Source organism: Flavobacterium tegetincola DSM 22377, assembly GCF_000425485.1.
Lineage (GTDB): Bacteria > Bacteroidota > Bacteroidia > Flavobacteriales > Flavobacteriaceae > Flavobacterium > Flavobacterium tegetincola.
Genome location: NZ_KE384385.1, coordinates 190,320 through 207,104, shown reverse-complemented (window position 1 = coordinate 207,104; position 16,785 = coordinate 190,320). Strand labels below are relative to the sequence as shown.

General features: G+C 35.5%; 13 protein-coding genes. 7 read left to right on the top strand and 6 right to left on the bottom strand.

What is annotated here, in order from left to right:
* Window positions 1–165 (top strand): single-stranded DNA-binding protein (locus H602_RS18920; RefSeq protein ID WP_035759681.1); only part of this gene is annotated, 165 nt, incomplete at its 5' end.
* A 4-nt stretch (window positions 166–169) separates the two neighbouring features.
* A complete protein-coding gene (locus H602_RS19440; protein WP_051224545.1) occupies window positions 170–622 on the top strand; it encodes an HRDC domain-containing protein in 453 nt (150 codons plus the stop codon).
* Window positions 623–661: 39 nt separating this feature from the next.
* On the opposite strand, the gene H602_RS0114145 is transcribed toward H602_RS19440, so the two are convergent.
* Window positions 662–1,408 (bottom strand): helix-turn-helix transcriptional regulator, encoded by a 747-nt coding sequence (locus H602_RS0114145; protein WP_084404260.1) that lies wholly within the window; start codon window positions 1,406–1,408, stop codon window positions 662–664.
* A gap of 286 nt (window positions 1,409–1,694) precedes the next feature.
* Here H602_RS0114145 and H602_RS0114140 point away from each other — a divergent pair, with 286 nt between their 5' ends.
* From H602_RS0114140 to H602_RS0114120, 5 genes are all read left to right on the top strand, one after another.
* On the top strand, window positions 1,695–2,093 hold the full coding sequence (locus H602_RS0114140; protein ID WP_026978593.1) for a type III secretion system chaperone family protein: 399 nt from the start codon (window positions 1,695–1,697) through the stop codon (window positions 2,091–2,093).
* Between the two features lie 2 nt (window positions 2,094–2,095).
* On the top strand, window positions 2,096–2,809 hold the full coding sequence (locus tag H602_RS0114135; protein ID WP_026978592.1) for a PspA/IM30 family protein: 714 nt from the start codon (window positions 2,096–2,098) through the stop codon (window positions 2,807–2,809).
* A gap of 8 nt (window positions 2,810–2,817) precedes the next feature.
* Entirely contained in the window at window positions 2,818–3,483 is a 666-nt protein-coding gene (locus H602_RS0114130) for an OB-fold-containig protein (RefSeq protein ID WP_035759678.1), read from the top strand.
* Window positions 3,484–3,606: 123 nt separating this feature from the next.
* The gene (locus H602_RS0114125) at window positions 3,607–5,667 is read left to right on the top strand and encodes a flotillin family protein (protein ID WP_026978590.1); all 2,061 of its coding nucleotides are present in this window, start codon (window positions 3,607–3,609) and stop codon (window positions 5,665–5,667) included.
* Window positions 5,668–5,772: 105 nt separating this feature from the next.
* Window positions 5,773–10,623 (top strand): DNA repair ATPase, encoded by a 4,851-nt coding sequence (locus H602_RS0114120; protein WP_035759676.1) that lies wholly within the window; start codon window positions 5,773–5,775, stop codon window positions 10,621–10,623.
* A 42-nt stretch (window positions 10,624–10,665) separates the two neighbouring features.
* Here H602_RS0114120 and H602_RS0114115 read toward each other — a convergent pair whose 3' ends face one another.
* From H602_RS0114115 to metG, 5 genes are all read right to left on the bottom strand, one after another.
* Window positions 10,666–12,063: a hypothetical protein gene (locus tag H602_RS0114115; RefSeq protein ID WP_026978588.1), complete on the bottom strand. Its 1,398-nt coding sequence runs from the start codon at window positions 12,061–12,063 to the stop codon at window positions 10,666–10,668.
* Between the two features lie 41 nt (window positions 12,064–12,104).
* Window positions 12,105–12,734, bottom strand: a complete 630-nt coding sequence (locus H602_RS0114110; protein WP_026978587.1) for a chloramphenicol acetyltransferase — start codon at window positions 12,732–12,734, stop codon at window positions 12,105–12,107.
* 132 nt (window positions 12,735–12,866) lie between these two features.
* Complete coding sequence (locus H602_RS0114105) at window positions 12,867–13,550, bottom strand: HAD family hydrolase (RefSeq protein WP_026978586.1); 684 nt, start codon at window positions 13,548–13,550, stop codon at window positions 12,867–12,869.
* Window positions 13,551–13,570: 20 nt separating this feature from the next.
* Window positions 13,571–14,455, bottom strand: coding sequence for a DMT family transporter (locus H602_RS0114100; RefSeq protein ID WP_026978585.1), 885 nt, complete (start codon window positions 14,453–14,455; stop codon window positions 13,571–13,573).
* A 130-nt stretch (window positions 14,456–14,585) separates the two neighbouring features.
* Entirely contained in the window at window positions 14,586–16,646 is a 2,061-nt protein-coding gene (metG, locus tag H602_RS0114095) for a methionine--tRNA ligase (protein WP_026978584.1), read from the bottom strand.
* Window positions 16,647–16,785: the final 139 nt, after the last annotated feature.

Sequence of the window (16,785 nt, the reverse complement as noted above, 5' to 3'; positions counted from 1 at the left end):
GCTTGGGGAAAAACAGCCGAAATCATCGAGCAATTTGTAACCAAAGGTCGAGAAATAGCCATTGACGGAAAACTAACGCATAGAAGTTATGACGATAAAGACGGAACCAAACGCTTCATGACCGAAGTAGTAGCAAACGATATTCAATTAATGGGTAGCAAATAAGATCATGAAAGTGCGTATTTTTAGTATTCGGTTGGCTGCAAATCAGCTGACCGAAGACGAGAATCAGCTGAATGATTTTCTAGAAAGTGTCGATTTTTTAAAATCAGATGTCCATTTCGTTGAGTCAAAAGACAGCTATTGGTCGGTTTTAGTCCATTACAATGAGAAAAGTAGGCTGCAAAAATCGGAATCCAGTGCGGACGAACGAAATAGCGTTGTTGAGCAAGATTTGAATGCCAAACAACAAGCCTTTTACGAAACCTTAAAAGTCTGGCGTACCAACAAAGCAAAAGAATTGAAAATCCCAAGTTACTTGGTATGCCACAATTCAGAATTGCTAAATGCAATTTTGCGTGAAGCTAAAACGCCAACCGACTTACGAAGTATTAAAGGTTTCGGTGAACTGAAAGTAGAAAAATACGGAGATGAAATTCTTTCCATTTTAAATGCCAATTAGAGTTTTTTGTACGGTAAAGCCATCTGATTTCAGGTGGCTTTATTTTTTGGCAAAATGTGCAAGGCGTTCTTCAAGTGTTGCCAAGCGATTTTCAAGCAGAAGTGATTTCGATGAAATAGCGTGATGAAAAACATGTTCTATTTTCCAAATACAGAGTAGTGTTTCATACTCAAAAATAACATCAGGAACTCCATGATGGTCTGCTTTTAAAAGAATTTGATTTTCCTGTTTAGAAAGTCTTCGGAACAGCAACTCGTCTTTTGTCAAAACCATTACTAAACTTTTTTCTTCTATTTTCTTTAAATCCGATTCAGTGGCTATCACAATGTCCTTAGGGAAAAATTCAACCGAACCGCCTGTCATGGACAAATCATCCACTGAAAAAGCAATACGATTCGTACATTCAATGTAAGGCAGCTTAATTAGAGGATATTTTTCCAAATGGGATGTTTTCGAAAAATTAGCTATAAAATGATTTTTATCTGAGGTCAAAACACAAGGAATTCCTTCAAATTCATTTTTTGGAAAGACTTCTTTTTCAGTAGTGATGCGTTCATTAAATTTGATTAATCGGTTTACGGTCAATTCTCCCGTTAGCAACTCTTCGATACCGATGCTAAAATGGTTAGCAATTTTAAGAACAGTTTCTAGTTTTGGATTACTCCTTCCTTCTTCGTAAGCACCTAGTGTACCGCGTTTTAGGTCAAAAATATCAGCAAAAACTTGCTGACTCAAACTATGTACACTTCGTATCTTCTTTATGTTTTTTCCAAAATTCATCTGCATATTGCTAATTTTATTTGCATTACTAAAATTATTTTGTATATTTGCCTAACGCATTTAGCAAAAGTAAGTAATTAATGCTAATAGTTTGAGTTTATGAGGTAAATTTAAATAACAATTCAATTGAAAATAATTGAATATAAAGTTGTTAGAATTTATTAAATAACCGATTTTTATCAAATCTTTATACTATAAATTTTGAGTTCAACTTAATTAACAATTTTGTTTTAACAAGACTCATAGAAATAAGACAAAGACCACGAAATACATCAACTATAAAGAGTAATTTATGAAAGACTATTACGCTACTGTCAAAGGTTTCCTGCAAAATTTGCAGTTAGAAATTATAAACGAAAATCAGAAGGATGGGATTTTCATTGTAAGTAATGAGCCAGAAGGAATTTTTCAACTCATCATTTGTGTCGCTTACCCAATTGTTGTTTTTGAACAATTTATTTTCGAAATTAAAGAAGAAGGAACACATATTTATAAATCGCTTTTGCAAAAAAATAGAGACATCATTCACGGTGCTTTTGTAATTGATGACAGCGGCAGAAAAGTAATTTTCAGGGATTCATTGCAAATTGAAAACCTAAACCAAAACGAATTTGAAGCGACAATAAATTCACTAAGTGTCTTGCTCAGCGAGTATTCAGAACAAATCATTAATTTTTCAAAAAACAAATAATTATGCAATTTTTAAAAAGATTATTTAAAATAGGACAAGCAGAAGTACATTCTGCAATTGACGGAATTGAAGATCCAATCAAGATGACCGAACAAGGAATTCGCGACATGAAATTGGATTTAGACAAAAGTCTTGAAGCTTTGGCACAAGTAAAAGCCATGAGTATTCGCGCTAAAAATGAAGTGCAAGAATACGAAGCAAAAGGCGAAGATTACAATGAAAAAGCTATGTTGATTCTAAAAAAAGCCCAATCCGGTGGATTGGATGCGGCAGAAGCAGACCGCTTGGCAACCGAAGCTTTGATGAAAAAAGAAGAAGCAATTGGTGGTCAAAATAGAGCAATTGCCGACAAAGAAAAATTTGATTTGAATGTTTCGCAAATGGAAAGCAATGTGCAAACCATTAAGCAAAATATTTCAAAATGGGAAAACGAGTTGAAAATTTTGCGATCCAGAGTAAAAGTGGCCGATGCTACAAAAACTTTGAACAAGCAAATGGCTCAAATTGACAGCAATGGAACGGTGGCACTCTTGGAACGTATGAAAGAAAAAGTAGCGCAAGAAGAAGCATTGGCAGAAGCATACGGCGATATAGCAAACAATTCAAAATCCGTAGATGATGAAATTGATAAAGCAATAAATGTAAAACAAACCAAAGCGTCAAGCGAATTAGAGAAATTAAAAGAACAGATGGGTATCACAGATTCTAACGCATAAAATTAAAGATGAAAGAGTTAATTGAGATTTCGTTTTCTCCGGTAAATGCTTTTTTTAGCATCATGTCCATCGTCATGTTGCTCTATTGGATTGCAGTGATCGTGGCGGGATTGGATCCGGATTTGTTCAGTGTCGACTTTGATTCTGCTGATTTAGATACGGATTTTGACAGTCACTCACATGATTTGCCAGACAGAACAGACGTGCATGCGGAAGGAAATGGTTTCATGAAAATCCTCGAATTCTTTAATTTTGACGAATTGCCGTTGATGTTTATTCTGACCATCATTTTCTTTACAATGTGGTTTCTAGGAATTAATGTGACTTATTATTTAGGCATAGAAAGTACTTGGGTCGGAGTTTTATTACTAATTCCAAATCTAATTTTTAGCCTCTTTATTGTCAAAATATTCAGTAAACCACTGGCATATTTGTACAAACAAGTCAACCATAAGGGCGAACCTGAAATTGATTTTCTAGGCAGAAGATGTGTGGTTTTCTCAACATTAGATGATTTGAAAACAGGACAAATACAGTTGACCGTAAACGGAGATCCCATTCGGCTTTCCGCCAAAAGTAATACTGCCGAAAAATTACTTGCAGGACAAGAAGCTGTTATCGTTGGCGAGAGCGAAGACAAAAGGTATTGTCTCGTAGAAAAATTTGATTATTAAAATTAAAACAAAGTAAAAATGATTGCGATTATAATTCAAATTATGGATTTGCTAATGCAATTATTAGCACTACTTTTAAAATCTATTTTATAACTAATTCAAACCTATTAAAAAACCAAAAACATGTTAGGAAATTCTTTACTTATTACGATGATTGCCATCATTATTGTTGTTGTCGGCCTCTTGGTTTGGATAATTTCAATGTACAAAAAAATTATCCAAGGAAAAGTAATTGTGAGAACGGGTGCCGGTGGTACTAAAGTTTTTTACAATGCTGGACTTGTAGTTCCTGTTTTGCACAAAATGGAAATCATGGATATTTCTGTAAAAAAGTTAGACGTAGAACGAACGGGTGCAAATGGTTTAATTTGTAAAGACAACATTCGTGCAGATATCAAGGTTACTTTTTTCATAAAAATTAATAAATCTACGGCTGACATTATAAATGTAGCACAAACTATTGGTTGCGAAAGAGCTTCTGATATGGAAGTATTGCGCACTTTATTTGATGCCAAATTCTCTGAAGCATTAAAAACCGTCGGTAAGAAGTTTGATTTCATTGAATTGTATGAAGCTCGAAGTGAATTCCGTGCTGAAATTATCTCAATCATTGGAACCGATTTGAACGGATATATTTTGGACGATTGTGCCATTGATGATTTAGAGCAAACGCCGTTGAGCTTTTTAAAAGCCGATAATATTTTGGACTCTGAAGGTATTAAGAAAATTATTGAACTGACGGCTGCACAAAACATTAAATCGAATTTGATTCGCAGGGACGAGCAAAAAACAATTCGCAAGCAAGACGTGGAAGCAACCGAAGCAATATTAGCATTAGACCGTCAATTGGCAGAAAAACAAGAGCAACAAAAAAGAGAGATTGCCAACATAAAATCGCGTGAAGAAGCCGAAATCATGAAGGTTTCTGAAGAAGAACGCTTAAAATCAGAAACGGCTCGCATCAATACGACTGAAAAAGTAGCTGTTGCAGAGGAAAATAAAGACCGTTTGGTAATTGTGGCTTTGAAAAACAAAGAACGTACAGAAGCTGTAGAAACAGAACGTGTGGAAAAAGACCGTGCATTGGAACAAACTGAACGTGAAAGAGTAGTGACTTTGGCACAAATTGAAAAGGAAAAAGCAGTTGAAATTGAACGTAAAAATATCCAAGATGTAATTCGCGATCGAGTAGTACTTGAAAAAGGAGTAGTGCAAGAACAAGAAAACATGAAAGATATTGAAGCGTTTAAAACCGCCGATCGAGCTAAAAAAGTGGCAATTACGTTAGCCGAAAAAGATAGCGAAGAACTTTATATTAAGAAAATCAGAGCAGCCGAATCTGAAAAAGATGCTGCAAAACAAAAAGCAGAAGAAATCAATATCGATGCAGAAGCGCATTTAGTAGCGAGCGAAAAAGAAGCCCAAGCACGTAAAATTTTAGCAGAAGCAAAAGCAAAAGAAGATGCAACTGTAGGACTTTCTGAAGCACAAGTGATGCATGCTAAAGCGGATGCAAACGAACGTCAAGGAATTGTGGACGCTGTAATTGTAGAAAAAATGGCTGTAGCCGAAGCTGCTGGAATGACGGCAAAAGCTACATCTTCTAGAGATTTAGGTTTTGCAGAAGCAGAAGTAATTCGTGAGAAAGCATTAGCAGAAGCAACAGGAATTGAAGAAAAAGCAAATGCAATGAAAAAATTAGACGGTGTTGGTAAAGAGCACGAAGAATTTAAATTGCGTTTAAACAAAGAACTGCAAGTAGATTTGGCACACATCAATATTCAAAAAGACATTGCAGATGCACAAGCAAGCGTAATTGGCGAAGCATTAAAAGCAGCAAAAATTGATATTGTGGGTGGCGAAACAATGTTCTTTGATCAAATTGTGGGTCAGATTACAAGAGCCAAAGGTTTCGATCGTTTGGTAAACAGTTCTGAAAATATTACTGAAATCAAAGAAGCAATTCTTGGCGAAAGCGCTTTGGAAGGCGGAAATTTAATGGAACGCGTCAAAGGTTTTGCTGACAAATACGGGATTTCTTCCGAAGACATAAAAAACTTGACGGTTTCTGGTTTGCTGCTTGAATTGCAAAGAAGAAGTAACGACGATAGCGAACAAGGTTTGTTTTCTAACTTAATGACCATGGCTAAAAACATGGGCTTGACCGACAAAAAACTAGGTTAAAAATTTTTATACTTCTCCTGCAAGAAAGCTTTTTCTTGCAGGAAATTTTAAGTCCTGAATTTTCAATCGGGTCTAAATCTATTAACCATCAACGACATTTTAATTATGAATGCACTAGAAGGCGGAACTTACGAAATCATACAAAGCCGTTTAGAGACTCAAAAAAAGGATTTAATCCATCGATTGAATTTACTGAATGACGCTCGAAAAGAAGTTTTTGGAAGTGTTGAAACTAAATTAATTGCCAACAACCGCATCATTACTGAAAACAATTGTATTTCAAGTGATATTGTAAACATTGGTGATTTTTGTCTTTTTGGTTATAATGTGTATTTTGGGTTGCGAACGGAAATCAAGATTGAAGACGTTTTTAGTATTTACAAATATGAAAATCAAGAATTTCTGTCGCAAAATCTCGATTTGATCAACGACGAAACGTTCCTATTTGATTTTTTAAATTTATACAAATATTACCGCGATACCGAGTTCAGAAAGTTCTTTATTGGCGGGAATTATTTGCACATGGTTTTTCAACTGAGCGATCGTGTTTCTGATGTAAAAACCTTCAAATGGTTGATTCGGGAAGGTACTCTGGAATATATTGACAACAGAAGTGATCACGAATATAAATTTCCAAAACAGCACGATTTCCTGTGGCAAGAAACCACAAGAGAGATGCAGAAGTATGGAAAACATCCGCATATTTCTATTTTAGATAAAGTATTTGTAGAAACAGTTGGTGGCACGTTAACCATAAAAATTGAAGACAATACAACGTCTGGAAAAGGAATTTTTGATGAAGATGTTGCATTTCCTGATCAAACGCTGGACGATGGAACCTATAAATTTGCCGACCTCGGAAATTTAATTGCGTTACAAATTAAGCCGTTTCAAGAAGAAGCCAGATATTTTATATACAACCATAAATTACAGGAAGTGCAGAAAGTGGACAGCGTAAAAAATGCTGCCATTTTGCTTCCTGACAACCATGGATTGATGTTTTCTAACGGATATTATTTGCAAACCGGAGAATACAAAATTTTTGAAAACAACTTGGAACAACTCATGTTTCAAGAACGTATTTCTTCGCCAAACGGGGAAGATTTTATGTACGTTTTCTATGAAAGTCAGCACGGACAATATGTATTGATTTCCTACAATTTAATTTCGCATGAAGTTAAAAATCCAATCGTTTGCAATGGATTTACGATTTTAAGTAATGGTGAATTGTGTTATTTCAAGTCAGAAAATGAGCAAACCAAAAACCATGTTATTCAAATTTGGCAAACTCCATTTGTCAAAGGTGCCGTAATTCCATCTGAATTTAAAGACAGTTTTATTTATAAAATTGGAAACAAAGACATTGTAAAGGCAATGGCAGATTCTAATTCTATTGTTACTTTGCTTAATAAAAGTGATGATTATGACGGATTGTATGCCGATTTATCCAAGCTTACGCAAAACATTTTAGACGGATATTATTGGATTGGTGGTGCAGAAACCTTCGAATTAAAAATTCCACTTTTAGAAATTAAAAATACGGCAAATGCTGCAATTGACGAATTTGAAAAAGTAGTACAATTGCGTTTGCATGCCAAGGAGTTGACTGCCGAAACGGAACAAAAGGCGAACAAAATTTTCAGCACTATCAAATCATCGTCTTTAGATAATATTGATGTTTTTGTTTCTAATTTGGCAAATTTAAGAAAACTCCGTGGTGAATTGATCACTTTGAAAGAAGTGCGGTACGTGGATATGGCTTTAATTGAAGAAATTGAAAAAGAAATTGTCAGCCAAACCGAACGCGTTTCGCAACATTGTGTTCAGTTTTTATTGAATGAAAAAGCGCTGGAACCGTATCAAATTCGTGTTAATGAAAAACAAGGAGAAATTGATGCGATCTCAAAAGTAGCTGAAGGAAAAAAGCTAGAGGAGGAAGTCAATCAGATTACCGGTGATCTGGAAATGTTGATTGATATCGTTTCTAACTTAAACATCGAAGACACATCGCACGCGACACAAATTATAAATAATATTTCGTTGATTTTTGCCACTCTAAATAAAGTGAAAGCAGAAATCAAGAACAAGATGAGTACATTGGGTGGCAAAGAGGCAAAAGCTGATTTTGCGGCTCAAATGAAATTGATTGACCAAAGTATTGTCAACGCACTTGACCGCGCCAACACGCCGGATAAAATTGCAGAATCGCTCAATAAAATGTCGGTTCAGTTGGAAGATTTAGAAGCACGTTTTGCCGATTATGAAGATTTTACCGTCTTAATTATCGAAAAAAGGGAAGAAATTTACAATGCTTTTGAAGCCAAGAAAAACAGTTTAATTGAAGCTCGAAACAAGAAAGCAATTGCTGTTGAAAATGCGTCGAAAAGAATTTTGAAAAGTGTGGCTACAAAAGCAATGACTTTCAATTCTACCGAAGAAATCAACGGATATTTTGCGGCAGATTTGATGATTTCAAAACTGCGCGATTTAGTCAAACAATTGGTAGATTTAAATGACGTTGGTAAAGCAGAATCAATTGAAACCGAATTGAAATCGGCAAAGGAAGATGCTTTGCGCAAATTGAAAGACAAGCACGAATTATATGAAGACGGCGAAAATATCATACGTTTAGGGAAACATAAATTTGCCGTAAACAGGCAAGTATTAGATTTGACAATTGTATTTAAAGAAGGAAAATTAAATTATCATTTAACGGGAACTGATTTTTATCAACCGTTAAAAAATGCAGTTTTAGATTCAGGTAAAAAGTACTGGGATCAAGATTTGGTTTCGGAAAATGACGCGGTGTATCGCGGATCTTTCTTGGCTTATAAAATATTTAAGTCGCATCCTGTTTCTGATTTATTGAGTTTAACTGCTGAAAATTTGCAGCAATTAGTTGCAGAAGAAACGGCTAAAAATTATTCGGAAGGATACATTAAAGGTGTTCATGATGCGGATGCTTTGTTGCTTTTAAAAGCACTTTTGGAAAAACACCATGCACTTGGAATGCTCCGTTTTGATTCTAAAACCCGCGCTTTTGCACAATTTTTCTGGAACAGTTTAGATATAGCTAAAAGAGAAAATTTAGATTTGAAAATCAAATCAGCCGGTGAAGTATTAGATGTTTTTCCAAACAGCAGCCAATTTGATTACATCATTGAAGAACTCGAAAAAGATTTAAAAGGCTTTGCATCCCAATCCGAGTTTGCCAGAAAAGCGGTAATGGATGTTGAAAGTGCCGCGCTTTATTTATTTAAGGAATTGATGCACGATGCTGTTTTTGTAACCAGTTTGAAGGCACAACATTTAGCAAATGAATTTCAAAAAGTAATTGCTGCAAAAAATACCGATTTAAAATTCAAACAAGCTATCGGAAAAGCGACTGATTTGGAAGATAAATTGCAGTTGGCTATGCAATGGGTTTCGTCTTACATCAGCGATACAAAAATAGAGAGCGATTTAGAATATGTTTTTGAAGTGATTGCGCTTCTGCTTTTTCCACATGAAAGTGCAGAAAATGTAATTTCTATTGATGCGGATGTTGTGATTTCCGGCTTGTCGGGTCAGCATCCTACTATTACGGAAGGGAAGTTTAATTTTAATTACCACCGATTTATTCAAGTTTTAGAACATCATTTTGAGGTTGATGTTCCTGCTTTTGAGCACTTTCGATTGGAAAGACATCAACTCACTTTGAGTCTAAAAGAAGATTTAAGACTGCATGAATTTGAACCAAAAGTATTGACATCGTTTGTTAGAAATAAACTAATAGACCAAGTGTATTTGCCTTTATTTGGAGAAAATCTGGCCAAACAATTGGGAAGTGCGGGAGATGATAGAAGAACAGACCGTTCGGGAATGTTGCTTTTGGTTTCGCCTCCAGGTTATGGAAAAACCACGTTGATGGAATATTTAGCCAACCGATTGGGACTTGTTTTTGTCAAAATAAATGTTCCTGCAATTGGACATGAAATAACTTCAGTTGATCCTGAATCGGCTACGAATTCTGCAGCTAGAGAAGAGTTGAAAAAACTTAATTTAGCATTAGAAATGGGTAACAACGTGATGCTTTATTTAGATGATATTCAGCATTGCAACCCAGAATTGCTTCAGAAATTTATCTCACTTGCCGATGGAACACGAAAAATGGCAGGAGTTTACAACGGAAATCCGAAAACGTACGACATGAAATCCAAAAAGTTTTGTGTGGTAATGGCCGGAAATCCCTATACCGAAACGGGTGAAAAATTCCAGATTCCAGACATGCTTGCCAATCGAGCGGATATTTATAATTTAGGTGATGTTATTGGCAACACGGCAGCTCTTTTTGAGTTGAGTTTGATTGAAAATGCCATGACTTCCAATTCACTTTTGGCGCAATTGGCCTCAAAAATGCCGGAAGATTTATATCCATTAATTGAGATGGCTTCTTCGGGTAAAAAAGATGGTTTTGAATTAAAAGGAAATCATTCCAAGCAAGATATTGAAGCGTATTTGGCCATTTTAGACAAAGTTATCAAAGTGCGTGACGTGGTTTTAAAAGCAAATAGCGCATACATTTCTTCGGCTGCAATGGAAGATTCCTATAGAACCGAACCTGCATTCCGACTCCAAGGTTCGTACCGTGATATGAATAAGTTGGTTTCCAAAATTGTTCCAATGATGAACGATGCTGAAATTGAAACGGTGTTGCTTTCTCATTATCAAAATGAAACACAAACTTTGACGAGTGCTGCAGAAGCTAATTTATTGAAATATAAAGAAATGACAGGTATTTTAAGCGAGGAAGAACGGCTGCGTTGGGAAAATATCAAGACTACTTTTGTTAAAAATAATAAACTAAAAGCGTTTGGAGATGCCAATAATATGGCACAAGTTTTATCTCAAATTACTGAATTTACGGACCACATTGAAGGTATAAAAGAGATTTTGAGGAATGGATTAGGGAAATAATTTAAAAAAACCGTTTCAGATTTGAAACGGTTTTTTTTTGATTTAATTAGGAATGTCTTCAAATTTACGCATCACAAATTCTTTGGTTTCACTGTCATAATAATTAAGAATTACATAGTTCTTATGAAGAATAGTATTGTGTACAGATGGGTTATTTTCATTTAAGAATTCGCCCAAAGCATCGATGTACAAAGGTCGGTAAGGCGTTTTTACATGTTTGAAAGTGGTGTCGAAATAACTTTCAAAGTAAACGGATTGCAAGTTGCTGCTATCCATTAAAAAACTTGGATCAGCAAACCCACCTCCAAAAGCCCCTAAAACTACAACACCAATTCCTAAGGCCACATTTCCTCCGGAAGCCACTTCACGAACACCACCAATGGTAAATAAATTATAATTGGGAGTAGAATAAACACTCAAACCCACATGTCCGTCGTTTATTTTTGATAACAATTTAGATGTATTTTTGATCTCACGTGTTTTGCCACTTTCGGATTGAAGTAAAAGCGGACTGTTTTTAAAATCGATATCGTTTTTAGCATTTGCTTGATAGGATTTGATTTTATTTCCACTTGCTAAATTGGTGGCAGATAGTGAAAGCGCTTCAGAATTTGCTGTGAATTGGTATAAAATAGTGTCATTTAAAAAAGAATTTGATTTGGCCTTTTCTTCTAAATGCTCATACGGAAACAGTTTTTTATCTACTGAAAAATCACTTAAATGGATTGAAAAGACGGTTGTCTGGGCTTTTGTATCAAAAGTTAAAATAAATTGTTGGTTGTTTAAATACCTTTTTACTTTCGAAACACCTATATATAATGGAGTAAATAATTTTGAATCAATGGCAGTTATTCCATTTTCAAAAATTAATTCGCTGTAGGTCGGATCTTTCGCGTTTTCAATAGGAGTATGATTTGGAGATAAAGTGATAAAATACTCTTTTTTGCCACTATTTGAAAAATTTGAAAATTTTAATTGATTGTTTTGTGTAACGGTGACAATGTTTACAGCGTTTTCCGCTACAAAAACATCAACCACTTTTTCTCTTTCAAAATCATTTTCGAAGATGAGACTAGAGCTAGTGTGGGTTTTAAAATCGAATGCAATTAACTTTAGCGTTGTATAATCCTTCGAAGACCAATATAAGTTTGGGTTTCCATCTTCTGAAAATGTGGTTCCGATCATAAAATCAAAATTCTTGTCTGGTCTAGAAACAGCTATACTATCGGTAAAAAATAAGGCAGAATTGTGTTTTAAAACCGTTGTATTTTGTTTGTCTGTAATAAAAGAAAAGTAGTCTTTTGAAGCGTTTTCAGCATTTAAAATCTGAAAATAGTCGCTAGATCTTTTCAATTCTAAAGGAAATCGATTGAGAATTGTTTGAGCGAATGTACTTTGTACAGTACAAATCAGCAGCAGTGTGAAATATAATTTACTCATAATAATATAATTTAGATTTTTTTCTCAAACAATTTTTAACTTTAGGCGTCCATAAACTCTTGCAATTTTGTGAAAAATAGACCCACATGATAACCGTCCATTAAACCATGGTGCACATGAACAGATACCGACATGCTGCGTGTTCCATCCTCAGCGGTAGTCATTTTACCTACAGAAATTTTAGGACAACTATCGGGAATTGTAAAACCTCTTGCATGTGATAAACTGGTAAAATTTACCCAAGGAAGAGCGGAGAAATGTATTAAGTTATCTGCTTCAAAACTTCTCGTAAAAAGGCCTTTGGTGTTTCGAATTCTTTCGATTTCTTCAACCGCTGTGGCCTGAAATACTTCAAAATCTTCGTGGAACGGCACGAGCGAAAAGCCAAACGTATTGTCTTCACGTGTTAGTGTTGCAGAAGCATCAATGCGATCAAAAACGGTCACAGAATCGTTTTCAATTCGGTAGCGAAAACTTTCCACAGCATTTACGGCTGAAAGTGTTTTATGCAGATAATACAAGAAGAAGGAAACTCCTTTCTCTTTTGCAGTTTTATAGGCTTTAGTGCAATCAATTGGAGCTACAACGCCAAAGAAAGGTTCTTCGAATTGCTTGAAAAATTCAAAGTGTTCTTTTCGTGCCCAAGTGTTTAGATCCAATAGTGTTTTCATGAATAGGTGCTTTGTGATGAAGGGATAAAATAGGAGTGGAAAGCATAAAAATGCCAACAGCCAATATTTCTTTGTAGTTAACTATAGCATTTATTAGAAATAGTTAATTACAGTCTGATTTGTAAAAAACGGTTAAAACAGTGCTATTACCTCTTTAATATCCGTTAATGCGGTAAATTTTTCATGTTCAATTTCAAAATCAATTTTTTCATATTCCCATGTTGTCAAATACGGAATGTGAATCCCTGTCCCACCAATATTTAAAATAGGCAACACATCTGATTTTAATGAATTTCCAATCATCACAAAATCTTCTGGTTGGCATTCTAAACGCGCCAACATTTTGGTGTAATCCAATTCGGTTTTGTCACTCAACACTTCGATATGATGAAAATAAGGACCTAATTTCGAATCGTGTAATTTTCTATGTTGGTCTTTTAGATCGCCTTTAGTGGCGACCACTAATTTATATTTCCCATGTAATTCTTGCAAAACTTCCTCAACATTGGGCAACAATTCAACTGGTTTTTCTAATAAATCTCTTCCAATGGCAATGATCTTTTCAATCCCTGTTCCATTAATGTTGTTCTGCGTTAATTTTAACGCCGTCTCAATCATAGAAAGGGTAAAAGCTTTTATTCCAAATCCATAAAGTGGCAAATTTTTTACTTGATGGTTTAAGATCATGCCTAATATTTCTTGACTAGAAGCCAAATCCTGAAACAAAGCACAAAAACGTTCTTGTGCTTCGTCAAAATAAGGTTCGTTGTGCCAAAGTGTGTCGTCTGCGTCAAAAGCAATTATCTTTTTATTCATTTTGTTTGGTTCTAATTGTACTATGATTTAAATATATTATTGAGTGCTAACCGTTTTTCAATGAAGGTAATTCGAATTCCGAAAAGCAGAATAATTCCGCCAATAACCATTTGCAGTGTAATTAATTCGTCCAAGAATAGAAATGCAATGATGGAAGTCAGTACCGCTTGACCTAATAAACTTAACGAGACGCGAGTCGCTCTCATGTATTTAGTAGCAAAGCTGATCAAGAACCACGCGGCCAATTGACACACAGCTGCCTGAAGAATTAATACACCCCAACCTGCATTTGAAAATCCTGTAAAAGGTTCATTCGCCCACAAACAAAGCACTGCTAGGTAGATAGACGAAGCAAATAAACTCAAGAACATAAACGAAAACACATCTACTTTTTCTAAAGTGTTTTTACTGATTAGCAAATAGGCCGCGTAAAAAATACCAGAAAGCACAGCAAAAATAAAGGCACGGTCAAAATCCATTGCGGTGAAAAACTGAAAGCCTACAAAAGTTACCATTCCAAAAACGGCAACTACGGTTCCGATCCAGAAATTGGTTTTGGGCTTCGGACGTAAAAACAAAAAGGAAGCAATTCCTACCCAAACTGGTGATAAATTAGTCAGTAATGACGCTTGTGTCGCGCTTGATTCTTGAATGGCAATATTCCATACTGCGACGTCAGAACCAAATAAAACACCACATAGCAATGCTAAAAGTAAATATTTTGTCGGCGGCATTTTTAATTTTCCTGAAAAAATGGCAAACGGAAGTAAGAACGCAAATGCAAATGCCATTCTATAAAACGCGGAGATAAGTCCAGGTGTTAATTCCAATTTTACTAAAATTGGAAAGATGGAAATGCATACTATTCCAATTGCTAAAGCTAATCTGGGTTTTGCGTTTTGCATATTTTTGTCGTTTAATAAATTCCTTGAAATTTATTACCTGTATTTAGCCACAGATTAAAAAGATTTTCACAGATTTTATTCCAAAAGAAATCTTGTTAATCCCGATAATCTGTGGCAAATAGTTTGTTTTTTAATTAATAGTTTCCCCATTTCCAACACCTTCCGTGTCTGGATTTACGAAAACCAGTTTGCCTTCCGCATTGTTCGTCATTAAAATCATACCTTGACTTTCAACGCCTCTCAAAGCTCTTGGAGCAAGATTCACTAAAACCGTTACTTTCTTTCCGATGATATCTTCGGGCTTGAAACTTTCGGCAATTCCAGAAACAATCGTACGTACGTCAATTCCTGTATCGACTTTTAAAACCAAAAGTTTATTGGCTTTAGGCATTTTCTCTGCTTCAATAATTGTTCCCACTCGCAAATCCATTTTGGAGAAATCGTCAAATTGAATCAATTCTTTCTGTGGCTCAGCTTTTTTATTCTCGGCGATGTTCGCTGTTTTTGTCGCTTCCAATTTGTCAATTTGTTTTTGAATTTCTTCGTCTTCTATCTTTGCAAAAAGCAATTCCGCTTGGTTGATTTGATTTCCTGATGGAAGTAATTCGTCCAATTCATTCACGTTATTCCAAGATAATTTTCCAGCATTGTTCAACATTTTCTTCAACTTAAAAGAAGTAAAAGGTAAGAACGGCTCTGACAAGACGCTTAATGCCGCTGCAATTTGCAAGGCAACGTACATTTGAGTTTTCACACGTTCTGGATCGGTTTTCACCATTTTCCAAGGCTCTTCATCAGCCAAGTATTTATTTCCTAAACGAGCCACATTCATCATTTCGCCCAACGCTTCTCTAAAACGGTAACGTTCTATGGAACTTGCTATAACTGCTGGATAGGCTTTCAATTCTGTTAAAGTTGCTTGATCTACTTCAGAAAATTCATTTGGAGTTGGCACAAAACCTTCGTAGTATTTATGAGTCAAAACCGTAACGCGGTTGATGAAATTTCCTAAAATCGCAACCAATTCATTATTATTTCTTGCTTGAAAATCTTTCCAAGTAAAATCGTTGTCTTTTGTTTCCGGAGCATTTGACGTTAAGGAATAACGCAAAACATCTTGCTTGTCTGGAAAATCTTCCAAATATTCGTGCAACCAAACTGCCCAGTTTTTAGATGTTGAAAGTTTATTTCCTTCCAAATTTAAAAACTCATTTGCAGGAACATTATCAGGTAAAATGTACGTTCCCTCGGCTTTCAACATGGCAGGAAAAATAATACAATGAAAAACAATATTGTCTTTCCCAATAAAGTGAACTAACTTTGTATCGTCTGATTTCCAATACGGTTCCCAATCCATTCCTTCTCTCAATGCCCATTCTTTTGTAGCAGAAATGTAGCCAATTGGAGCGTCAAACCACACATATAATTTTTTTCCTTCGGCTCCTTCAACGGGAACATCAATTCCCCAATCCAAATCTCTAGTTACGGCACGAGGTTCTAAACCGCCGTCAATCCAGGATTTTACTTGGCCGTAAACATTCGGTTTCCAGTCGCTTTTATGGCCTTCAAGAATCCATTTACTCAAGAAATCTTGATAGCGATTTAAAGGTAAAAACCAGTGCTTTGTTTCTTTCATAACTGGTTTTTCGCCAGTAATCGTCGATTTTGGATTGATTAAATCCGTCGCATTTAATGTCGAACCGCATTTTTCGCATTGGTCGCCATAAGCTTCTTCATTGCCACATTTCGGACAAGTTCCTGTAACAAAACGGTCGGCTAAAAACTGGTCTGCTTTTGCGTCGTACAATTGTTCCGTAACTTCTTCAATAAAATCGCCGTTGTCGTACAGTTTTCTAAAAAATTCCTGAGCTGTATCGTGGTGGATTTTCGAGGAAGTACGGGAGTAATTGTCAAACGAAATTCCAAAATCTACAAATGATTTCCGGATAATCCCATCGTATTTATCAATTACTTCTTGTGGCGTAATTCCTTCTTTTTTCGCTTTCATCGAAATCGCAACACCGTGTTCATCGCTTCCGCATATAAATGCAACATCTTTTTGTTGCAAACGCAAGTAACGACTGTAAATATCAGCAGGTACGTAAACACCGGCTAAATGACCAATATGAATCGGTCCGTTTGTATAAGGCAAAGCTGCCGTAATGGTATATCTTTTAGGATTTTGTAGCATTGAAATGAATTATTTTATGGGTGCAAAAATACGCTTTTGCCGTTGAAGTACCTACATTGTTAGATATTTATTGTGATGGTTTTGGAGCACATCTTTTGGCGTTTTTTAAGCCATTTTCCCGCTTTCCTTCCACATCTCC